At 67.8% G+C, this 20,414-nt stretch carries 27 protein-coding genes; 9 read left to right on the forward strand and 18 right to left on the reverse strand.

Annotated features, from left to right (window positions below; translation table 11 throughout):
* Window positions 1–38 precede the first annotated feature (38 nt).
* The gene (gene nusA / locus ABZ412_RS15945; RefSeq protein ID WP_357281304.1) at window positions 39–1,088 is read right to left on the reverse strand and encodes a transcription termination factor NusA; all 1,050 of its coding nucleotides are present in this window, start codon (window positions 1,086–1,088) and stop codon (window positions 39–41) included.
* The gene (gene rimP / locus ABZ412_RS15950; RefSeq protein WP_357281307.1) at window positions 1,085–1,717 is read right to left on the reverse strand and encodes a ribosome maturation factor RimP; all 633 of its coding nucleotides are present in this window, start codon (window positions 1,715–1,717) and stop codon (window positions 1,085–1,087) included. The genes nusA and rimP overlap by 4 nt, the downstream gene beginning before the upstream one ends.
* A 256-nt stretch (window positions 1,718–1,973) precedes the next feature.
* Here rimP and ABZ412_RS15955 point away from each other — a divergent pair, with 256 nt between their 5' ends.
* The 3 genes from ABZ412_RS15955 to ABZ412_RS15965 all read left to right on the forward strand — a co-directional run bounded on the left by ABZ412_RS15955 (window position 1,974) and on the right by ABZ412_RS15965 (window position 4,638).
* Window positions 1,974–2,567 carry a hypothetical protein gene (locus ABZ412_RS15955; protein WP_357281309.1) on the forward strand — a complete coding sequence of 198 codons (594 nt, stop codon included), beginning with the start codon at window positions 1,974–1,976 and terminating at the stop codon, window positions 2,565–2,567.
* Window positions 2,564–2,998: a ferritin-like domain-containing protein gene (locus ABZ412_RS15960; protein ID WP_357281312.1), complete on the forward strand. Its 435-nt coding sequence runs from the start codon at window positions 2,564–2,566 to the stop codon at window positions 2,996–2,998. The genes ABZ412_RS15955 and ABZ412_RS15960 overlap by 4 nt, the downstream gene beginning before the upstream one ends.
* A gap of 176 nt (window positions 2,999–3,174) precedes the next feature.
* Window positions 3,175–4,638 (forward strand): three-helix bundle dimerization domain-containing protein, encoded by a 1,464-nt coding sequence (locus ABZ412_RS15965; protein WP_357281314.1) that lies wholly within the window; start codon window positions 3,175–3,177, stop codon window positions 4,636–4,638.
* A gap of 68 nt (window positions 4,639–4,706) precedes the next feature.
* On the opposite strand, the gene ABZ412_RS15970 is transcribed toward ABZ412_RS15965, so the two are convergent.
* Entirely contained in the window at window positions 4,707–4,898 is a 192-nt protein-coding gene (locus ABZ412_RS15970; RefSeq protein WP_357281317.1) for a DUF397 domain-containing protein, read from the reverse strand.
* Window positions 4,895–5,800 (reverse strand): helix-turn-helix transcriptional regulator, encoded by a 906-nt coding sequence (locus ABZ412_RS15975; protein ID WP_357281319.1) that lies wholly within the window; start codon window positions 5,798–5,800, stop codon window positions 4,895–4,897. Before ABZ412_RS15975 ends, ABZ412_RS15970 begins: the two co-directional genes overlap by 4 nt.
* Window positions 5,801–6,118: 318 nt before the next feature.
* Here ABZ412_RS15975 and ABZ412_RS15980 point away from each other — a divergent pair, with 318 nt between their 5' ends.
* Window positions 6,119–6,355: a hypothetical protein gene (locus ABZ412_RS15980; protein ID WP_357281321.1), complete on the forward strand. Its 237-nt coding sequence runs from the start codon at window positions 6,119–6,121 to the stop codon at window positions 6,353–6,355.
* Window positions 6,356–6,594: 239 nt separating this feature from the next.
* Window positions 6,595–7,029 carry a VOC family protein gene (locus tag ABZ412_RS15985; protein ID WP_357281323.1) on the forward strand — a complete coding sequence of 145 codons (435 nt, stop codon included), beginning with the start codon at window positions 6,595–6,597 and terminating at the stop codon, window positions 7,027–7,029.
* 27 nt (window positions 7,030–7,056) lie between these two features.
* On the opposite strand, the gene ABZ412_RS15990 is transcribed toward ABZ412_RS15985, so the two are convergent.
* Window positions 7,057–7,569, reverse strand: coding sequence for a hypothetical protein (locus ABZ412_RS15990; protein WP_357281326.1), 513 nt, complete (start codon window positions 7,567–7,569; stop codon window positions 7,057–7,059).
* Window positions 7,570–7,693: 124 nt separating this feature from the next.
* Between ABZ412_RS15990 and ABZ412_RS15995 the strand changes: the two genes are divergently transcribed.
* Entirely contained in the window at window positions 7,694–8,188 is a 495-nt protein-coding gene (locus ABZ412_RS15995) for a hypothetical protein (RefSeq protein WP_357281328.1), read from the forward strand.
* A 46-nt stretch (window positions 8,189–8,234) separates the two neighbouring features.
* Here the strand turns inward: ABZ412_RS15995 and ABZ412_RS16000 are convergent, their stop codons facing one another.
* The gene (locus tag ABZ412_RS16000) at window positions 8,235–9,137 is read right to left on the reverse strand and encodes a LysR family transcriptional regulator (protein WP_357281331.1); all 903 of its coding nucleotides are present in this window, start codon (window positions 9,135–9,137) and stop codon (window positions 8,235–8,237) included.
* Between the two features lie 79 nt (window positions 9,138–9,216).
* Here ABZ412_RS16000 and ABZ412_RS16005 point away from each other — a divergent pair, with 79 nt between their 5' ends.
* Window positions 9,217–9,873, forward strand: a complete 657-nt coding sequence (locus tag ABZ412_RS16005; RefSeq protein WP_357281333.1) for an SDR family oxidoreductase — start codon at window positions 9,217–9,219, stop codon at window positions 9,871–9,873.
* 41 nt (window positions 9,874–9,914) lie between these two features.
* On the opposite strand, the gene ABZ412_RS16010 is transcribed toward ABZ412_RS16005, so the two are convergent.
* The 6 genes from ABZ412_RS16010 to ABZ412_RS16035 all read right to left on the reverse strand — a co-directional run bounded on the left by ABZ412_RS16010 (window position 9,915) and on the right by ABZ412_RS16035 (window position 14,627).
* The gene (locus ABZ412_RS16010; protein ID WP_357281336.1) at window positions 9,915–10,721 is read right to left on the reverse strand and encodes an LLM class flavin-dependent oxidoreductase; all 807 of its coding nucleotides are present in this window, start codon (window positions 10,719–10,721) and stop codon (window positions 9,915–9,917) included.
* Between the two features lie 157 nt (window positions 10,722–10,878).
* Window positions 10,879–11,082 carry a zinc transporter Slc39a7 gene (locus tag ABZ412_RS16015; protein ID WP_357281338.1) on the reverse strand — a complete coding sequence of 68 codons (204 nt, stop codon included), beginning with the start codon at window positions 11,080–11,082 and terminating at the stop codon, window positions 10,879–10,881.
* Window positions 11,083–11,200: 118 nt separating this feature from the next.
* Complete coding sequence (locus ABZ412_RS16020; protein WP_357281341.1) at window positions 11,201–11,479, reverse strand: hypothetical protein; 279 nt, start codon at window positions 11,477–11,479, stop codon at window positions 11,201–11,203.
* Between the two features lie 80 nt (window positions 11,480–11,559).
* Window positions 11,560–11,955 carry a nuclear transport factor 2 family protein gene (locus ABZ412_RS16025; protein ID WP_357281639.1) on the reverse strand — a complete coding sequence of 132 codons (396 nt, stop codon included), beginning with the start codon at window positions 11,953–11,955 and terminating at the stop codon, window positions 11,560–11,562.
* 239 nt (window positions 11,956–12,194) lie between these two features.
* Complete coding sequence (locus ABZ412_RS16030) at window positions 12,195–13,094, reverse strand: virginiamycin B lyase (RefSeq protein WP_357281343.1); 900 nt, start codon at window positions 13,092–13,094, stop codon at window positions 12,195–12,197.
* Window positions 13,095–13,175: 81 nt separating this feature from the next.
* Window positions 13,176–14,627, reverse strand: coding sequence for an amidase (locus ABZ412_RS16035; RefSeq protein ID WP_357281346.1), 1,452 nt, complete (start codon window positions 14,625–14,627; stop codon window positions 13,176–13,178).
* 475 nt (window positions 14,628–15,102) lie between these two features.
* Between ABZ412_RS16035 and ABZ412_RS16040 the strand changes: the two genes are divergently transcribed.
* On the forward strand, window positions 15,103–15,282 hold the full coding sequence (locus ABZ412_RS16040; RefSeq protein ID WP_357281349.1) for a hypothetical protein: 180 nt from the start codon (window positions 15,103–15,105) through the stop codon (window positions 15,280–15,282).
* Here ABZ412_RS16040 and ABZ412_RS16045 read toward each other — a convergent pair.
* From ABZ412_RS16045 to ABZ412_RS16060, 4 genes are all read right to left on the reverse strand, one after another.
* A complete protein-coding gene (locus tag ABZ412_RS16045) occupies window positions 15,263–15,955 on the reverse strand; it encodes an IMP cyclohydrolase (RefSeq protein WP_357281352.1) in 693 nt (230 codons plus the stop codon). The genes ABZ412_RS16040 and ABZ412_RS16045 overlap by 20 nt on opposite strands.
* An 8-nt stretch (window positions 15,956–15,963) precedes the next feature.
* A complete protein-coding gene (locus ABZ412_RS16050) occupies window positions 15,964–16,518 on the reverse strand; it encodes a dihydrofolate reductase family protein (protein ID WP_357281354.1) in 555 nt (184 codons plus the stop codon).
* 102 nt (window positions 16,519–16,620) lie between these two features.
* Window positions 16,621–17,085 (reverse strand): nuclear transport factor 2 family protein, encoded by a 465-nt coding sequence (locus ABZ412_RS16055; protein ID WP_357281357.1) that lies wholly within the window; start codon window positions 17,083–17,085, stop codon window positions 16,621–16,623.
* Between the two features lie 9 nt (window positions 17,086–17,094).
* Complete coding sequence (locus tag ABZ412_RS16060) at window positions 17,095–17,676, reverse strand: NAD(P)H-dependent oxidoreductase (RefSeq protein ID WP_357281358.1); 582 nt, start codon at window positions 17,674–17,676, stop codon at window positions 17,095–17,097.
* Window positions 17,677–17,850: 174 nt separating this feature from the next.
* Between ABZ412_RS16060 and sigJ the strand changes: the two genes are divergently transcribed.
* Window positions 17,851–18,747 (forward strand): RNA polymerase sigma factor SigJ, encoded by an 897-nt coding sequence (gene sigJ, locus ABZ412_RS16065; RefSeq protein ID WP_357281361.1) that lies wholly within the window; start codon window positions 17,851–17,853, stop codon window positions 18,745–18,747.
* 45 nt (window positions 18,748–18,792) lie between these two features.
* On the opposite strand, the gene ABZ412_RS16070 is transcribed toward sigJ, so the two are convergent.
* Both ABZ412_RS16070 and ABZ412_RS16075 read right to left on the reverse strand, forming a co-directional pair.
* Window positions 18,793–19,527: an alpha/beta hydrolase gene (locus ABZ412_RS16070; protein ID WP_357281364.1), complete on the reverse strand. Its 735-nt coding sequence runs from the start codon at window positions 19,525–19,527 to the stop codon at window positions 18,793–18,795.
* 191 nt (window positions 19,528–19,718) lie between these two features.
* A complete protein-coding gene (locus ABZ412_RS16075; protein WP_357281367.1) occupies window positions 19,719–20,402 on the reverse strand; it encodes a type 1 glutamine amidotransferase domain-containing protein in 684 nt (227 codons plus the stop codon).
* Window positions 20,403–20,414 lie beyond the last annotated feature (12 nt).

Raw genomic sequence — 20,414 nt, forward strand, 5'->3', positions numbered from 1 at the left:
CGAGCTACCGTGGCGCCTCGATCCCGGCCGCACGACCCTCAGTTCCGGTGCGTGTCGGAGCCGCCGGTCGCCGCCGCGGGACGCGCGCCGCCCTGCGGGTCGGCCGCCGCGTCCGAGCGGATGTCGATCCGCCAGCCGGTGAGCCGGGCCGCCAGGCGGGCGTTCTGGCCCTCCTTGCCGATGGCGAGGGAGAGCTGGAAGTCCGGGACCACCACGCGCGCGGCGCGGGCGTCGGGGTCCACGATCGTCACCGACACAACCTTGGACGGGGACAGCGCATTCCCGACGAAGGCGGCCGGGTCCTCGGCGTAGTCGATGATGTCGATCTTCTCGCCCGCCAGCTCGCTCATGACGTTGCGCACACGCTGACCCATCGGGCCGATGCACGCGCCCTTGGCGTTGACGCCCGGGACGGTCGAGCGGACCGCGATCTTGGAGCGGTGCCCGGCCTCGCGGGCCACGGCCACGATCTCGACCGAGCCGTCGGCGATCTCGGGGACCTCGAGGGCGAACAGGCGACGCACCAGGTTCGGGTGGGTGCGCGAGAGGGTGATCTGGGGGCCGCGCGGACCGCGGGAGACGCCGACCACGTAGCACTTGATGCGGTCGCCGTGCTCGTAGGTCTCGCCCGGCACCTGCTCCGCGGGCGGGATGACGCCCTCGGCCCCGTGGGCTTCCGAGCCGATGCGGACCACGACGGTGCCGCGGGCGTTCATGCGCGCGTCGCGCTGCACCACGCCGCCGACGATGTCGCCCTCGTGGGTGGAGAACTCACCGAAGGATTTCTCGTTCTCGGCGTCGCGCAGCCGCTGCAACACCACCTGGCGGGCGGTGGTGGCGGCGATGCGGCCGAAGCCCTCGGGGGTGTCGTCCCATTCGGAGATGACGTTGCCGTCGGCGTCGATCTCGCGGGCCATCACGCGCACGACACCGGTCTTCTGGTTGATGTCGATGCGGGCGTTGGGCTGGTGGCCCTCGGTATGCCGGTAGGCGGTGAGCAGCGCGGACTCGATCGCGGAGATCACCGTCTCCATCGAGATCCCCTTGTCGGCGACAATCGCGCGCAGGGCTTCGATTTCGATGTTCATTCCACGATCCCTTCGGTCAGTGAATCGGATTCTGTTGTTTCGGTTTCGTTTGTTTCGGTTTCGTTGTCCTCCCGGGCGCCCGGTTGAGGACGGCCCGGCGATACTCCCCCCGCGAGCTCCAACTCGGCCACGCCGGGCGGATTGAACTCCACCTGCACGACGGCCGATCGGATGTCGGCGAGCGGCACCGTCACCCGGTGTGGCTTCCGCTTGCCGCCGAGGACCAGGGCGATGTCGGCGCCGGAGAGGACGCCGACCCTGGCCTCGAACGTGGATTTGCCCTTCTCCTCCGGCGATTCGGCGCCGGGAGCCAGGGTGATCTTGACCTTGCGCCCCTGCGCGCGCTGCCAGTGCCGCGGGGTGGTGAGGGGCCGGTCGATGCCGGGGGTGGTGATCTCCAGCAGATACGGGGTCTCGCCGAAGTCACCGGCGTCGTCGAGGGTCTGCGAGATCTCCGAGCTCAGTTCCGCGACCGCGTCCAGGTCCGGGGATCCGTCGCTGTCGACGGTCACCTTGACCTTGCTCGCTGGACCGGCAGCCGAGATCGCGACGCCTTCGAGGTCGAATCCTCGGCGTTCGACGAGCTCAGCAACTAGCTGGCTCACCCTTTCCTCGGTCGGCATCGGCATATGGGGCGGCTCCTGGTTCAGTTGTCACGGGTTGAGTTGTCTGTTTCGGCGAAATACCGGGCCGAAGGTCTAGCGTAACGCGCGGAAAGAGTGTAAAGGACCAGCCGACCCGCCCGAGTTCGGCATGGTCGGCCGTGCGGTACCGATGGCGCGTCGAGAGCGACGCGCCCAAGACGGTTGCCCGTCGTCGCTGATCACAGCCTATCCGACCGCCCTCGCGCAGCAAGCTGTCCGCGACGGCTGGCACCATGTATCCGTGCCCAGCAGTCAGAGCGGCCTCGTGGCCGATGTCGTCGGTCTCACGGTCCCGCCGGACCGAACCGGCTCCACCCCCACCCCGATCTCGTCGCCCCGGTCCGATGCCGCGGTGAATCGGCGCTCCGCGCTGCGGCTGGCCGGGGGCGGCCTGCTGGTGGCGGCCGCCGCGGGCGCGTCGGCCGCGTGTACGAAGAACGAGCCGCCCGCCGCGCCGGATCCGCTGCTGGCGCAGGAGACCGCGGCGCTCACCGATGCCGCCGCCGCCAAGGCGGCCATCGCGACCACCCCCGATCGCGCGGGCGCGCTCCAGACCATCACCGATCAGCGCACCGCGCACGCGCAGGCGCTGCGCACCGAGATCGACCGCGCCATCGGCGTTTACGGCGACGGCACCACCCCCAGCCGCCGCACCCCGCCGCCCACCGCGATCGCCGTCAACACCCCGTCCTCGGTGGCGGCGCTGCGCACCCAGCTGAGCGCCTCGCAGCGTTCGGCCGCCGACCTGTCCACCTCCCTCTCCGGATACCGCGCCGGGCTGCTGGCCTCGATCAGCGCCTGCTGCGGCACCCACGCAGGAGTCCTTCTCGCATGACCACCCTCGATCAGCAGGCGCTCATCGATGCCCTGAGCGCCGAGTACGCGGCGGTCTACGCCTACGGCGTGATCGCCGCCTACGCCAACCACGACCGGGACAAGCTGGTGGCGGAGTACACCGCGGCGCACCGGGCCCGGCGTGACGCCACCATCGACGCGCTGAACGCCGACGGCGCGACGGTTCCCGAACCGGCGGCCGCCTATACCGCGCCGTTCCCGGTGAACGATCCGATCCCGGCGGCGAAGCTGGCGATGACCGTGGAATCCGACGCCGCGGCCTCCTGGCGGGCGGTGGTCGAACGCGCCACCGATCCCGGCGTGCGCCGCACCGGGATCGAGGCGCTCACCGAATGCGCTGTGCGCCTTGCCACTTGGCAGTCCATCCTGGGTGCGAGCCCGGTGACCGTGCCCTTCCCCGGTAAGGCCTGATCGGATACCGGGAAACCGGTCCACGGGGTTACCGGGAATTCGCCGCGTCCGCACCTTCCGTTTCCGTTCTCGATCACCGGGCACAACCCTGGATCGATAGGGTCTGTGCGGCGCGGCTCTTTTCGCATTTTTCCTGCCGTGCAACGACATTCGGTGCGAGGTTGGAGGGAGATACCGTGGCGGTCGGCACTGCGCGGGAAGAGAAGGCTGCGCGGGAGGAGAAGGCGCTACGCGAGATGACGAATCGCCTGGTCGACGACTATGGCGAGGCGCATCCGCCGGAGCGGGTCGAGGCCGTGGTGGGTGCGGTGCGCAAGCGGTTCGAGGGGCATGCGGTGCGGGATTTCGTTCCGATTCTCGTCGAACGGATTGCGCGTCGGGAGCTGGATCCCAAACGTTCCAAGAACAGCGCGGGCCAGGTCGAGCTGAGCAAGTCCGAGCCGGTCGCGGAGAATGGCGAGAGCACTTCGCCCGACGGCCATGCGGCGGACACCACGAGTGTGTTCGCGGCCGTCGCCGGCCGGTTCGTTCCAGCCCGGCTGGTCGAGAACAAGCGGGTGCTGGGGGTCGCGGCGGCGGGCGTGGCGGCGGTCACCGCGCTGGGCGTGATTCTGGCTGTGCAGCAATCGGATTCGCCGTCCGACGGCGGCACCGCCGCGCCCGCGCCGACCACGGTGCGCGGGATCGTCGGGTCGGAGAAGTCGGCGTTCTTCGACGATCCGAAGGTGGTCGACGTCTTGCGCAGGCACGGGCTCGCGGTGGACGTCGAGCCCGCGGGGTCGCGGCAGATCGCGACGTCGGTGGATCTGGCGAAATACGACTTCGCGTTCCCGTCGAGCTCGGCAGCGGCCGAGCGGATCCAGCGGCAGCGCGGGGTGAGCGGCAAGTACGTGCCGTTCTCCTCCCCCATGGCCATCGCCACCTTCAAGCCGATCGCGGACCTGCTGAACCAGGCCGGGATCGTACAGCCTGGCGCGACAACGACTTTCGACGTCGAAAAGTACCTGTCACTGGCCGAGAAGGGGGTGCAGTGGGCGCAGCTGGACGGCAACACCACCTACTCGGTGCCCAAGAACGTGCTGGTCTCCACCACCGACCCGCGCACCTCCAACTCGGCCGCCATGTATCTGGCGGTGACCGCCTACGTGGCCAATGACAACACCATCGTGCGCGGCGCGAAGGCCGAAGACTATGCGGTGTCACGGGTTTCGCGCCTGTTCACCCGCCAGGGATACACCGAGTCCTCCAGTGACGGCCCCTTCAAGGACTACCTGGCCAATGGCATGGGCACCGTCCCGATGGCCTGGATCTACGAGGCCCAGTACGTCGACGCCGCGGTGCACGACCAGCTCAAGCCCGACATGGTGCTGATGTACCCCAAGCCCACGGTGATGTCCCAGCACACCGTCGTCCCGTTCAACGACAAGGGCGACCGCCTCGGCAAACTCCTCACCACCGACCCCGACCTGCAGCGCCTGGCCGCCGATCACGGCTTCCGCCCGACCGACGTGAACCTGTTCACGAAAGCCACCGCCGCCCATCAGGTCCCGGTCGACCCGAATCTGGTGAACCAGGTCAGCCCTCCCGACTACGACACCCTCGAACACCTCCTCGACGGGGTCGCCAAGTCCTACAACTGATTTCGACACCACGAAGCCCCCGCCCGGAGAGTTCCGGACGGGGGCTTCGACGTTTTCGAAGTTCGTAGTCAGTGCCGCCAGATCCCGCTGTCGATAAAGCTCGACCACATCGGGGCAGGGAAGGACAGAACCGGTCCCCGACCATTGTCCTTCGTATCGCGGACGAGAGTGGCGTCCGGATCGTGACGGACCTCTACACACGCCGACCCGTGCTCGGATCTGCTCGACTTGTACCACGCGCCGACTGCCGGTCCCGTCACGCCGCATACTCCTTCGCGTACCGCATTACCAGGTCCCTGGTCTTCTGCTCAGTCAACGCTACCTCGCGGAGGGCCACGATGGTCCGCCCATATTTGCGAACCACGTCCTCCCGCTCGTGATAAACGCCGCCCAAGCCGTGAGCACCCTCGACGTACACGACCGGTGGATCCACAAAACCGTTCTGCAGCTTCGGAAATTCGAGCATCGTGAACGACTGCGCGGTCAACCCTCGATGCGCGCCGACCTCGAAGGTGACGACCCGAATACTGACGTTGGAGCGGTTCCCCACCTCCGCCAGCCAGCTCAGTTGTGCCGACATGGCCGACGGGCCCGCAGGCCGATAGCACAGAACCGCTTCCGACAGAATGACATCGAGCTGGAATCGATCTTCGTCAATTCTGGCTTGCCGCCGGGCGGTGAGCTCGATTCGGCGTTCCAGATCGACAGCCGACAGGTCCGGTTCATCGATCCGGATCACCCCTCTGCGGTAGTCGGCGGTCTGCAGCAGACCCGGCACGAGGATCATTTGGTGGACCGTGATCCGCCGGGCGGATGTCTCGAGTCGAAGATAGTGCGGAAAGTGGGCTTCATACTGGTCGGAATAAGGTCGCCAGAAGCCTTTCGAATTGCCCTGTTGCTGTGCCGACTTCGCCTGCTCCCGAACCTCGTCCCAGAGCGAGAGCGCCTGCACTCTAATCTCTTCCGGCGCATCGTAGTACGCCAGTAGGTCCCTGAGCTGGGATGTCGCGATCTTGGTTGCGAGGCCGTCCTCCATCCGTAGCAGCGTCTGCCGCGACACCTCGATCTCCAAACCCGCCGCCAGAGCGGTCTTTCCTGCTTGTTCACGAATCTGGCGAAGAAATCTACCGAACGCCCTGCGGGAGACCGTAGCTCCGTTCATTTCGTTAGCCTCGCTATTCGGGTTGGCACTTTTTGGGCCTGCACAAATTGAGCTTCCAACGGTGTTCGCGATGCGCCTATTCTGCGCGTTCCAAACGCGCAAGACTAGATGCGCACAGCGAGTTGACATTCAGAGACTTGGAGGCGTAATGCCTTGGGATTCTTGGGCTTTGATGTTCTTGACGGCGACCGGCGCGATAGTCTTCATCATCTGCCTCATCGAGGATTTGAGAAATTCCGGTCGGTACGAAAAGAAGCCGCGCGGCCGCCACCGCCGCCCGCGAAACGCGCCCCTCATCCGCCGGGAGGTGAATTCGTCATGGACGACTACGACCGCCTGGAAAGCTGCGACGTCCCAGACACCGAACCGCCGATGACGCCTACCGAGGCGATGGAATCCCTTGTCCTCCACCGCGACTGCCTCACCGCGCTCTGCGAACGGAAGCTGGCGGCGACCCAGACCGTCCGTATCTCCCCCGGCCGGCACTCCACCGCGAAAGTCATCCGGTTCCCCACCCACCGAACGGACCACCCCCATGCCCCGCGCGACCACTGACCGCCACCGCGCACCGCACCGACCGCCCGCCACTCTCACCGAAGCGAAGGCCGGTCTCGACCGCCACCGCCCCTGCGCCGAGGACTGCGCCGCGCGACAGCACTACGCGGCCGCCGTCCGCGACATGGTTCGCGGTCGATCCCCGGGCTGGAATATCTGGGTAGCGCGCCGTGCGTCAGGGCGCGCGTGAACCGACCGGCCCGGGCCAGAATGGGCCGCAACGAAACCGAGGGGACATCATGACGATTCACCGCATGGATCACGTCGGCATCGTGGTCGAGGATCTCGAGGCCGCCATCGCGTTCTTCGTCGAGCTGGGCCTGGAATTGGAGGGCGAAGCCAGTGTCGGCGGCCGATGGGCCGACGAGCTGCTCGGCTTGACCGGCGTCGAAGCCGACATCGCCGTCGTCCGAACCCCCGACGGCCACAGCCGCATCGAACTCTCGACCTTCCACTCCCCACCCACCGGCCCGGCACCGAACGCCCCGGTCAATACCGCCGGCATCCCCCGCCTGACCTTCGTCGTCGACAGCGTCGCCGACGTCCTCGCCCGCCTCCGCCCCCACGGCGCCGAACTGGTCGGCACGATCTCCCACTACGAAGACATCTACCGCTACTGCTACATCCGCGGCCCCGCCGACATCATCCTCGGCCTGGTCGAGGAACTCCTCTGACCGCGTAGGCAGCCGTCGGCGACAAAGTCAGCGGGTGCCGATGGCCGGTTCGAAGACGGTAGCGGCGTTTTGCGCGCTGACGCAGGTGTTCCCATCGGCGTAGGAGACCTCGACGCTCATGACGGCCGTGGCGGTGCGGAGGATGACCGTGCACCCCAAGATGGTCTGCGGCCCGACATACGCATCGCGACCATTGATCTTGGTGACGGTCGGCGCCTGCCCGCCCGGACTGTTGACCGCGGACTGGGCCGAGGCCAGGTATCCCTCGTAGGACCGGATGGGAGCCGCGGCACTGGGATGCTCGAGATACAAGCTCTCATGGCCGCTGTACGAGGTGAACCTGCACTTCACCGAATAGTCGCCGATGGTCGGAACGTCCTTCTTGGATTCCGGGTCGTATCCGGCGCTGCGAATCGCGCTCTTCCGGATCTCCTTGCACGGATCGAACATCCCCGCCGGCGCACTCTCCGATTTCGAACAACCACCGACCACCCCGACCGCGAGACCAGCGACGATCACGCCGATCAACTTCGTCCGCACACTTCCCCCGTCATACCTTCATACACAGCCACCGCGGCCGAGCAGGACGAGACTGTACTCGCCCATCACGATCCCATCCGCACCGACAGAGAAGTGTCGGCACGCGACGATACGCTCTGCCGTCGTGTACGAGATTGCCGAGACGGCGGGTTTCTATGGGGTGCACGCGATCTGGAGCGTGTCCGATTCCGAGGGGTTGACGCCGTTGCTCGGCTGTGTCGAGGACGACGGAACCGAAGGTCTGGAGCGGTTCGCTTTCGACGATGTCGCCGATGCCGTCCGGGTCGGGGGCGAGAGGTTGCGGGAGGGGCGGCCGGGCTGGGTGCGCGCCGCGTTCGTCGTCGATGCCTTCCTGCACCTGCCGAGAGGGCGGACCGATGCGCTGATCATCGACGCTGTCGAATATGCCCCGCGGCGCCGGTCGATCCGGATCGCGGTCCCGTACCGGCCGCGCAACACAGCGCAAGGCTTTGCGGTGTACCGACCGAAATTCCTGGAGACCAGCGGTTTTACCGACCCGGACTACGAGACCTTGGGCGCGGCGTTCTACGCGGGCGTGGACTCGCACGAGCAAGCCGCGGCCGTGTGGAACGCTCACCTGCTGGACGAATCCGCCTGATCGCCACCCGGGCCGGGCCGACGATCTCGGCACCGCCTCGCCGCCCTCAGGCGAGTTTCGTTCTGACCGAAGCGGTGATGGGGATTCCGCGCTCGAGGATGTCGGCGGTGAAGCGGCGGAGCAGCGGGTCGGCGGGGGTGGCGATGAGGCAGAGGAGGTCGCGGGACAGCGTCGGGTCCAGGTGTTTGAGGGTGCCGGGCGCGGACGTGGCGACAGCGGTGGTGGGGACCAGGGCGATGCCGAGGCCGGAGGCGGCCAGGTGGGCGGCGGTGGCGGCTTGGCGGACGCGGACGACGGGGGCGAGCGCGACGCCGTGGCGGGCGGCCTCGGCGTCCAGCCAGGCGGACAGGCCGTTGTCGGGGTGATAGTGGACCAGGGGTTGATCGCGTAAGTCGTTGAAGGTGAGGCGATCACGCTCGCACAGGGGGTGGTCGGCGGGCAGGACCGCGATGACCTCCTCGGAGCCGATGAGTTCCTCCGCGCCGTTCCAGCGGGTGGGCCGCGGGCCGAACGCCAGGTCGGCGGCGCCGGATTCGAGGTGGTGGACGAGGTCGTCGGCGCTGGCGGCCTCGGTGAGGTGGATGCGCACCGCGGGGTGGCGGCGGATCCAGGTGCGCAGGACCGGGGCGAGCAGGCTCGCGGTGAGACTTTCGGCGCAGGCCAGCCGCAATCGGCCGGCCTCTCCCCTGGCCGCCGATCGACCGCTGTCGACGACCCGGGCGGCGGCCGTCAAGGCCGCGCGAGCATCGGATTCGATGGCCCGCCCGATCGCCGTGGCCCGCACCCCACGCGGCAGCCGCTCGACGACCGGGGCGCCGATCTCCCGTTCGAGCGCCGCGAGTTGATGCGACAGCGCCGGCTGGGACATGTGCAGTGCCGCTGCGGCATCGGTGATCGACCCGGCATCCAGGACCGCGATCAGACATTCCAGCGAGCGCAGCGTAGGCATTCGAGAATTCTATGGCAGGAATCGAAAAGATTCAGATCGCGAAGGGATGATTCGGGTCCGGCGCGCTGCTGAACCGGGCATGACAACACTGCAGAACACGAAGATGGTCATCGTCGGCGCGGGCTCGGGCATCGCCCGCCGGATCGCCGAGGATGCGACACACCAAGGAGCCCAGGTGATTTCGGTCGGTCGACCGGAGCTGGACCTGACCGACGAGGACACCATCCGCGCCCTGGCCGAGCGCGTCGGCGAACTGGACTACCTGGTGTCCTTGGCCGCCGACCACGCCAACGGCCCGGTCACCGACCTGGACCGCGACGCCGTGCACCGCGCCTTCGACGCCAAGGTGATCGGCCCGATCCTGCTGGCCAAGCACTTCGCGCCCCGCTTCCGCAAAGGCGGCGCGATGCTGCTGTTCTCCGGCGTCGCCGCCTGGCGACCGGCACCCGGCCGCACCGTCATGGCCACCACGAACGCGGCCGCCGCCACCCTCGCCGAGGCACTCGCCGTCGAACTGGCGCCGCTGCGCGTCAACGCGATCTCCCCCGGCATCATCGATTCGGGCGCATGGGACGGGCCCGGCAAGGAAGCCTTCTTCCGAACCATCGCCGACCGCAACCCGGCCCGCCGCGTCGGCACCCCCGCCGACATCGCCTCCGCCGCGCTCCTCGCCCTCACCAACCCGTTCCTCACCGGCACCACCCTGCACGTGGACGGCGGCGGCCGACTGGTGTGAGGCTCAGCGCGGCATGCGGGCCGAGGATGGCGGCGTATCGGTCAACGACCCGCGAGCGCGGCGACGACCGGTGCGAACCGGTCCGCTACGTGCGCGCCGAAGACGAAGTAGGAGAATCCGATCTCCTCTCGTCGCCGCTGGATCTCGTCGATCGCGGCCGCCGGGTCGTCCGGTAGCACGGTCATCGCGTCGGCCGCACGCAGCGCGGCGATGTCGGTGGTGGGCGGGGCCATATGCGGCGCGACCGTATCGCCGACCACCGGCACGGCCAGCGCGAGCTCGGGTCCGTCGCTGGTGCGAAACTCCTGCGCCAGCTTCTCGACCTCCGCCCGAGGCTGATCGCCCAGCGCCAAGGTGACGGTATCCGCCATCTCCGCCGCCAATGCCCGAGCCTTCGGACCGAACACAGCCATCGCCACGGGCGTATGCCGCTCGGGCCCATCCCATTCCCGCAGCATCCGCACGGCCTCGCGCATCTCCCCCAGCCGCTGCCCGGGCGGCGGCACCCCATCGACGCCCTTCCCCGCCAACTCCTCCACGATGCCCGGCCTGCCCACGCCGATCCCCATCTCGAAGCGCCCCTCGGTCACCATCGACAGCGAATGCGCCTCCCACGCCGTCAACCACGCGGGCCGCAGCGGCGACGCGTAAACCCAAGTCCCGACCCGCAAGTCGGTCTCCGCGGCGACCGTGGCCAGCATCGGCGCGGGCGCCGGCTGCAGCTGCGGAAAGTCCGGCATCAGCAACGTCGAGTACCCGTGTCCCGCCACCCGCCGCGCCTGCTCCCGCCACCGCGCCACATCACTCCTGAGCGGCGCCACAACCCCGAATCGAAACGGCCTCGTCATCTCGAACTCCTGTCAGTAGGTATGCCCACAGGATTCGACGTCGCATCCCACCGAAATTCATCGCCCAGGATTCAGCTGCGGGCGAGAAGGCTTCGCGCCCGAAGCGGTGACGCTATGAATTCCGGCTTCTTGGAATTCCGGCTTCTTGCGCTTCGGCTCAGTCGTGGGTGTGCGAGTGGTCGTCGAGGAGATCGCTCTGATGCACATGGGGATGCGAATGCACGGTCCCATCCTCATGGGTATGGGTGTGTTCGTGTTCGTCGTGGTCATGGTCGTGCGTGCTGTGGGCGTGGGTATGGGTGAGGGCGCCGTGACTGTGCGAGTGGGTATGGGGCTCGACGTGAGCGTGTTCGTCGGACATATCCCGGGTCCTTTTCTGTATCGAGTGGGCTCTACGGCAATGCATGCTTACCAGTACGCCGCCGTGATATCCGGGATGCCCGTGTGGTCGGCGGGTGCACCGGCGACCGGAAGAGAACTCAGCCCTCGCCGAACAGCGGGATCTGCCGCGAGGGCGCGGCGCCGCCGAGTCGGCGCAGACACCTCGCGCAGGTGACGTCCGCGCGGGTCGGTTCCAGCGCGGTCGGGTCCCATCCGGCGATACCGGTGTGGCACAACAGTTCTGGGACTTCCTCGCCGGCGACCCATTGGCCGAGACTGACGGCGTGCACGGTGCGCCCCCGCCGGACGACCGCGTGCACACCCGGCGCGCCGAAGGTGGCCCGGGTGGAGGCGGCCAGGGGCCCGATGTCGGTCATACGCCCAACGATAGGGACGGGCACCGACAATCGGGAACCCGCCGACCTGAGATCTTGCGGCCCTTGACGCGAGCAGCGATTCAGTGTGGTTGCTGCACTTGGCCTTTCGCCCACGCCCAGGCCGTCAGGAGCCAGTCGGTGCCGACCTTGCGCAATGCCAGAGTGAAGACCGCGCCGGTTTGTGTGACCGGCTCGCCACGAACGTTGTAGCTGAATGTCACCGGGACAACGACATATCCGGTGGTGTCGGTGACCTCGACATGATCGGGTTCACCGAGTTCGATGCGGTAGTCGGAAACGCCGAGGTGCTCGCCCTCCGCGAGCGCATCCCGCCACCAGTCCGCCGCGGCCGTGGGGCCCTGCCACACGTGCGGCGACATCCCGTCCAGAATCTGCATCGGGTCGGCACACGCCGCAACCATCGCCTTCTCATCGCCGCTGTTGAACGCGTCGACGTAGCGGCGCACTGTCGCCATGGGATCGTTCGAGCCAGTCACAACAGCACTCCTCGCCTGTCTTGTTTCACACGATGACTGCAGGTGAAGCACGCGCCCCTCTGCGGCCACGTTAGCACCGGGCGACGGGACGGCTGAGGGACCTTTCGACCCTGGCCGGTGTCAGCACCAGCCAGGGTCAGCGCGGCGCGCCCATCCACCGGCATGCGCATGTGGAGTTCGCGGGCCTCCTCGCGGTTGGTAGGACGCAAACGACCTGGTCAGAAAGCATTGCGCGCCGGGTCGATTCGGGCCAGGGCGCCGATCTCCAATGCGGTCCATACGGCGCCGTCAGGACCGACGGAGATGCCGTGCGGCTCGGAGTGAGGGGTGGGCAAGTCGTGGACGGTGACGGACCCGTCGGGGGTGATCGTGCCGACGCGATTGCCACCGCATTCGGTGAACCAGACGCTGCCATCTCCGTCGACGGTGATCGCGTGCGGCCGGGCGGTGCGGTCGGGCAGCGGGAACTCGGTGATCTGCCCGTCGGGGGTGAGCCGTCCGATCTGACCGGCGGCGATCTCGACGAACCACAGCGCACCGTCGCGGCCCGCTGCGATCCCCACCGGCGCGGCCGCCTCGGTCGGCAACCGGTGCAGGGTGATCGACCCGTCCATGCCGATCCGGCCGATGGCGTCGGCCTGGTTGAGAGTGAACCACATTCCGCCGTCGCCGCCGGCGGTGATCGCGGACGGGAAGGCTCCCGTGACAGGGAGTTGGAACTCGGTGATTCGGCCGTCGACGGTGATGCGGCCGATGCGGCCGGCGGCGGTCTCGGTGAACCACAGCGCGCCATCGGGTCCCGCCGCTATGCCGAAGGGACCGGAATCTAGTGTGGGCAGACCGAATTCATCGATGATGCCGTCGGTGGTGATTCGCCCGATCCGGTCTGCCTTGTATTCGGTGAACCACAATGCGCCGTCGGGTCCGGGCGTGATGATGGTCGGCCCACAGCCGGGGTCCAGCGGGTGGGTCGTCGGCTGCTCACCGGGGACGAGTCGGCCGATCCGGCCGTCGTGGACCAGGGTGAACCATAATGCGCCGTCCGGTCCGGTCGTGATGGCGTACGGTCCGGCCGCGCGGTCGGCCACCGTGTGCTCTTCGATGGTTACCCGGGTCAAAGGAGGCTCCTCACAAATCGTGCTGGGCGACAGCGTGTTCGATGGCAGCAGGTGGTCCGGCCGCAGGCTGATCCGGTGCGCTCAGTACGGCGCCTGGAAGCCGCCGATCTTCTCCTCGAGCAGTTCGGCCAGTCGCAGCGGGGTGCGGTCCTCGAACATCGGGCCGATGAGCTGCACTCCCACCGGCAGGCCCTCGGGGGACCGGCCCGTCGGGATGGCGGTGGCGGGCAGGCCGGGCATCGTGGCCATACCGGCCCAGACGAGCTGGTCGAAGTACGGGTACTCGACGCCGTCGATGTCGATGTGCCGGTTCTCCAGCCCGCCGGTGTGGTTGTGCGGGAAGGCGGGAGTGGGCGTGACGGGGCAGACCACGGCATCGAATTCGGTGAAGAATCGACGCCAGGCGTGGCGGTGGAGTTCGCGCCGGTTGTTCGTCTCGACCCACTCGCGGTGGCTGAGCACCATGCCGCGCACCCGCGCGGCATCGAGACTCCGGTCGTCCGCGCCCAGGGTGGCGGCACGGGTCCGCAGCTGTTCGTACACGTCGACGGGCAGATTCGCGGCGGCGTTCGACAACATGAGCTGCAGGTAGACCGTCGCCGCCTCGGTCGGGTCGGGCAGCAGCGGACTGTGCCGTTCGACGCGGGCGCCCGCGTCGGCGAGCGCCTCGGCGACCCGGTTCACGCCCGCCCGCACCGCCGATCCGGTGGGAATGAGCGGGTGGTCCTCGAGGATCAGGACCCGGAAGTCGGCCATCCGCTCGTGACGCGCCGGCGGCAGGGCGAGGTCGTAGGCGATGCCGTGGGTCAGCGGGTCCGGTCCGGCCATCACGTCGAGCAGGAGCGTGAGGTCGCGGGCGGTACGGGCCATCGGACCGACGACAGCGAGGTCGAGGTCGATCGGCAGGGCCGGCGCGGGCGGCGCGACCATGCCGCGGGTCGGCGCCAGTCCCAGCGACGGCTTGTGCGCGTAGATGCCACAGAAATGCGCGGGGGTGCGCAGCGAACCGGCGAGGTCGGAGCCGATGGACAGCGCGCCGAATCCGGACGCCAGGGCCGCCGCCGAACCGCCGGACGACCCACCCGACGTGCGGCTGTGATCCCACGGATTGTTGGTGGTGCCGTAGATGTCGTTGAAAGTCTGGATATCTCGCAGCATCAGCGGCACATTCGTCTTACCGAGCAGGACCGCGCCGGCGGCCTTCAACCGCGACACCTGGACCGCGTCCTCGGTCGGAACATGGTTCGCGTGCTGCGGGATGCCCCAGGTCGTGGGCAGCCCCGCCATGTCGTAGGACTCCTTGACCGTCATCGGGATGCCGAGCAGCGGCCGATCCTCGCCGCGGGCGCGCGCCTCGTCGGCGTGGCGTGCGGCGGCCCGCGCACGATCGAAGTCGGGTACACAGATCGCGTTGATCGCCTCGTCGTCACGCTCGATGGCGGCGATCGCTTCGTCGGTCAGTTCCACCGAGGTCACCGCGCCGACCCGCAAAGCGGCCGCGAGTTCTTCCGCCGATCGAAGATTCCATTGCATGAATACGACGCTATTGGCCTGCCACAACAGCCATAAAATGCCGGTTCTCGCAAACGAGAAATGCCGAACGGCTGTCCTTCGGCGCGAACTGTCGGATTCGTTCTGCCATATCCCAGGTCACGGCGTCGGCCGGGCCGAATACATGGGGCCGAGCCATGAAGTGCCTTTCGGCACAACGGGATAGATGTCACAGCCGGACCCGGCGGCCCCTCCATCCGCGGGTGCGGGCCGTCAGTCGCCGGATCGATCCGGGAAATACATGCGTAAAAAGTCCGCGAGCGGCTACGCTGAACCGACAAATAGATAGCCGAGAGTTTCCTGGACCCTGCCCCGGCAGGATCGCCGCTGCACACCGCGTTGCACCGAAGTCACCTATTGGCCACTCACGCGAGGGCGAGCCCGGACGCGCGACAACCCCATCAGGAGGCCGGTCATGGCCGAAAACACCAAGCCATCAATGCTTTCCCGTATTTCGATGAAGCAATGGTTCGCCATCGCGCTGGCCATCCTGGCCCTGGTGTTCATCGCCGAGAACCGGCACCGCGTCGACATCGAATTCCTGCTGCTCACCATTCGCTCCCCCATGTGGCTGGTCCTCCTGGTGACCTTCGGCGTCGGCTGGCTCTCCGGCGTCCTCAGCCGACGCGGCCGCTGACCTCCCTCGCGACCGCGACGCCGTTGTCGAAGGTGATCCCCGCCGCGGCGACCCGATAGCGCGGGTCGACGGCTTCCCATGCCTCGACGGGGGGATCGGGCGTGGTGAACGCGACCGGGGTGAAGTGGTGGTTCGGCTCGATGGTGACGCCGTCGGACCGGTAGGTGGAGAACATGATCCAGTCGTTCACGTCCCCCGCCTGAACATCGAGGCGAACGTTCAGCGTCGGCGCATCACGGTCGGTGGTGGCCGCCGCGTTGATCGACGCGACGATCCGCTGGGTGTGGAGTTCGAGGGCGACCGATATCCGGGGTGTGTTGATCGGCGGGTCGGGCTCGTATCGGATTGCGGCGATTCGGGAGTCGAGCTCGGCGGCTGACAGCGCGCCGTGCAGCGGGACCGAATGGTCGCCGTTCGCGATGACGATCCCGTGGTGGTCGGCGATCACCGCCGGGTAATGCCGCAACTCGTCGTGCGGGCCGTCCTCGGTGGAGCGTGCCCGCAGCGCGACATCGCCGTCCCGGGTGGGATCGAGCACCCGAGCCTTGGACGCCCGGCTGCGGCCGGTCAGCACGACGAGCCCCTCCAGACGCCCCCGCCCGTCGGATCGGAAGCCGATCACCCTCCCCGGGTACGGGTTTCGGCGCATGAACTCCCGGATATCGATCGGCATCGCACTCCCTATCGGTCGACGACGTAGCGCTGCATCAGGACGGTGTTGAAGGGTCGGGTCTCGACCAGGCGGAGAGGGATGCGTTTGTCCAGCTCGGGGAACATGGGGGTGCCGCCGCCGAGGATGATGGGCGCTACGAAGAGTTGGTACTCGTCGATGAGGTCGTGGGGGATGAGGGAGGCGGCCAGGTTCGCGCCGCCGACCTCCATGACGCCGTCGCCCTCGGACTTGAGCCTGCGGACCACGTCGACCGCGTTCTCACTGACCACAGTGCTGTTCCACTCGACCTCGGAGAGGGTGCGGGAGAACACGTACTTGGGCTTGGCGGTCCAGAGCTCCCCGAACTCGCGCATGATCGGCCCTTCGTCCGCGGGAACGTGGGGCCAGAAGTCCGCCATCAATTCATAGAGGCGACGACCGTGCAGGGAAATGTCGATCTCGCGGTACCGATCGTTGTGGAACTGATGGAGTTCCTCATCCGGATCGGTCCAGTCGATATTGCCGTCGCGATCATTGATGTACCCGTCCAGGGACACGCTGATGCCATAGCTCAGTTTCCTCATAGCTGAGTAGACCTCCTCGACACTCGAAACTCATCGGTGCGCTGCGTATCCCGGCCATCATCGCACCCGGAGGCCATGGCCCGGGATACACAGCAGGTGGAATCACTCGGGTTGGAGGTCGATGGCGCTGGCGCCGGTGGTGACGTCGTAGGGGACGGAGACCTGGTCGTGGGCGATGAGCCAGGTGTTGCCGAGTTTGCGGAGGCCGTAGGTGACGCGGACCCACATACCGGGGATTCGGTCGCCGGAATTCGTTGTGCCGGAGAGGCGGGCGAAGGCGTGGCCGTAGGCGACGTCGGCGCCGATGGTGAGGGTCAGGTCGCGGAGTTCGTAGTTCACGGTGTCGAAGAACTGGAAGACCTTTGACCAGTTCGCGAGTTTGGCTTCGATGCCGACGTGCTGGAGTGGGGGTTCGACGTCGAAGGAGATGACGTCGGGGGTGTAGGCGTGGCGGATGGATTCGAGGTCCCTGGCGTGCAGGGCCTTCATCACGCCGTCGATCTGCGCGCGGATCGCGGCTGCTTCGGAGGCGGTGTGGTCGGACTGAACGTTGGTGGGTGCGTTCATGATTCGCTCCTAGGAGTTGACGAGGGTGGGGTCGGTTGACCGCAAGGATGCGAGAGCGCCGGTCCAGGCGATGAGCTGGTCGAGGGTTTTGCCGAGGGCGGCGGTATGAGCGGCGGCCGGGACGAAGGTGGTGTGGTTCTCGAAGTCGGTGAGGACCGAGATCCCCACCTGGTAGCCGACATCCGCCATACCGAGGGTGCTGCACACGGCGCGCAGCTGCACCACGGCGCGGGCGCCGCCGTTGACGCCGTACGAGACGAATCCGACCGCCTTGTTGTTCCATTCCGCGAACAGGTGGTCCAGGGCGTTCTTCACGACCCCGGGGTATCCGCCGTTGTACTCGGGGGTCACGATCACGAACCCGTCGCAGGCGGCGATGCGTTCGGCCCATGCGCGGGTGGGCTCGTTCGCGGAAGGGCCGAACATCGGCGGGACGGGCTCGTCGAAGTGCGGGAGGGGGTGCTCACGCAGGTCGATGAGGTCGTAGTCGGCGTCGCCGCGCGTCGCGGCCTGGTCCCGGACCCAGCGGGCGATCTGCGAGCCTTTGCGGTTGGGCCGGGTACTGCCGAGGATGATGCCGATTCTGGTCATGACCGAACTCCTGCTCTACTGAACGTTGCTTGCCCTACCGACGAAGCAGCCGTGCGGAATGTCAGGCCCCGCCGCCCGCCCGTCGCCCCCTGACCGAGACGCTTCGCGTCGCTCACATTCTTTGTCGCCGCATCGTCGATATCGGTAATGGCACGCAGACCGAAGGAGCCGACCATGACCGACCCGCAGCTGCCCGCGGTGATGAACGAACGCCGTCAGCTGATCAACCTCGCCTACCGGCTGCTCGGGTCGCTGGCCGAGGCGGAGGACGTGGTGCAGGAGACCTACGCGCGCTGGTACGCGCTGACCGAACCCCAGCGGCAGCAGATCGAGACGCCCGGGGCGTGGATGACCACCGTCGCCAGCCGGATCTGCCTCGACCTGCTCGGGTCGGCGCGCGCCCGGCGGGAACGGTATGTTGGCGAATGGATTCCGGAGCCGCTGCCCGGCCGGACCGACTGGCTGGACGGGCTCTCGCCCGCCGATCCCGCCGACCGGGTCACGCTCGACGAGTCGATCAGCATGGCGTTTCTCGTCGTCCTGGACTCCATGACGCCCGCCGAACGGGTCGCCTTCGTACTGCACGACGTGTTCCGGTACTCGTTCGCCGAGGTCGCCGATATCGTCGGCCGCTCCCCCGCCGCCTGCCGCCAGCTCGCCTCCAGTGCCCGACGCCGCATCGACACCTCCCGCGCGCCGTCCAGCAGCGAACGCGCCGACGTGGTCCGGGACTTCAAACGGGCTTGGGAGACACAGGATATCGAAGCGCTCATCGGGCTGCTCGACCCGCGCGCGACCGCCACGGCGGACGGCGGCGGCCGCGTGCTCGCGTTCCTCGAGCCGATCATCGGGCGCGAACGGATCGCCCAGGCCTGGATGGAGATCGCCGCACGCGGGCTCCCGATGACGTTGATCGAACGGACCGTCAACGGACAGCCCGGTCTGGTCGCCGAGCTCGACGGCGCCGTCGTCTCGGTCTACGCCTTCGACATCGCCGACGGGCGGATCACCCGCATCTGGGTGATCCGGAATCCGGAGAAGCTGCGGCCCTGGACATCCGGGCACGCCTGAGACGTCGCCGGGCCGGACCGCTGGTGTCGGCCCGGCGACCATCCTCTACTTCAGATGCCGGTCGAAGAAGCGGTTCGCCGCTTCGCCCGCATGCTGCGGGACACCGGTGTGACCGCCCATATTCGCGTTCAACGTCTTCTCCTTCGAACCGAAGGCGTCGAACAGGTTCAAGGCCATCTGCCGGTCGTTCCCCTCGTCGTCCCACTGCAGCAGGACGTGCAGCGGAATGGTGACCTGCCGAGCCTCCTCCAGGATGGCCCGGGGCACGAAACTCCCGGCGAACAGGACCGCGGCCGCGATGCGCGGCTCGACCACCGCCAGGCGGGTGCCGATGGAGATCACCCCGCCCGAATACCCGACCGGGCCGCCGATCTCGGGCAGGTCCAGCAGGGCGTCCAGGGCGGCCTGCCATTCCGGGACCGCCTGATCGACCAGCGGGAGGATCAGCCGGTCGACGATGTCGTCGGTGACGGGCTCACCGGACCGCAGCGCCCGCTGCAGATCGGCGCGAGCCTGATCGACGCCGGCGGAACGGGGCCGCACACCACTGCCGGGGAGTTCGAGGGCGGCCGCCGCGTAGCCCGCCGCCACGGCGCATCGGGCCCTGCCCAGCAATCGCGGGTACATCGTCGGCAGCCCGGCGGCGGAATGGCCGACCAGGATCAGCGGAGTCGGGGCGGCGACGGTCGTGGGCGTCCACAGGATGCCGGGGATATCGCCGAGAGTGAATTCACGCTCGAGGATGGTGTCGTCGAGACGCTTTTCGGAAATGAACTGCATGGTCGTGCCTTTCGGAGTGCACAGAACGGCGCTCCCGGACGACCTATCGCCCGACCATGACTCCGGAGGGGAGCACCCATGTCGATACTGCGTTCACGGGTATCACCTCCTCGTCCTCCGGCACGGTCCCCGGAAACGTAGCAATGGTCGCCCGGGTCGTGCAAAGGGTTTTCCCGAGGACTCCGAGGCGGTCAGAGCAGGGCGGCGACCTTCTTCGCCGTCGCCTTCGCCGACCCGGGATTCTGGCCGGTCACCAGATTGCCGTCGACAACGGCGTAGGAGACGAACGGCAGCATGGCCTTCTCATAGCGGGCGCCCCGCTTCTTCATCTCCTCCTCCGCGTTGTAGGGCACCAGCTCGTCGACGCGCGCGAGAACCTCCTCCTGCCAGGCGAATCCGGTGAGTTTGCGACCCGCCACCAGGTAGGAGCCGTCGGAGAGCCGGGTGTTGAGCAGGCCGCAGTAGCCGTGGCAGACCGAGGCGACGATGCCGCCGCGTTCGAAGATCTCGCGGGTGATGCGTTGCAGGCCTTCGCTGTCGGGGAAGTCGTACATGACCGCGTGGCCGCCGGCGAAGTAGATGGCGTCGTAGTCGGCCGAATCGATCTCGCCGGGGGCGGCGGTGTTCTCCAGCAGGGTCATCCGGGCCGGGTCGGCGCGCCACGCCTTCGCGGTGCGGTCGTAGTTGGGGAACTTCAGCGACCGCGGTTCCAGTGGGGACGGCCCGCCCGCGGGGCTGACCAGGGTCTGATCGAAGCCGTGCTGCTCGAAGACGTGCCAGGCGTGAGTGAGTTCGGACAACCACAGGCCGGTCGGATGGGACGGATCGTCGTAATGGCCGACATTGGTCACGACATTCAAGATGCGCTTGGACATGCTCGAAACTCC

The sequence above is a fragment of the Nocardia sp. NPDC005746 genome, from assembly GCF_040630785.1.
Classification (GTDB): domain Bacteria; phylum Actinomycetota; class Actinomycetes; order Mycobacteriales; family Mycobacteriaceae; genus Nocardia.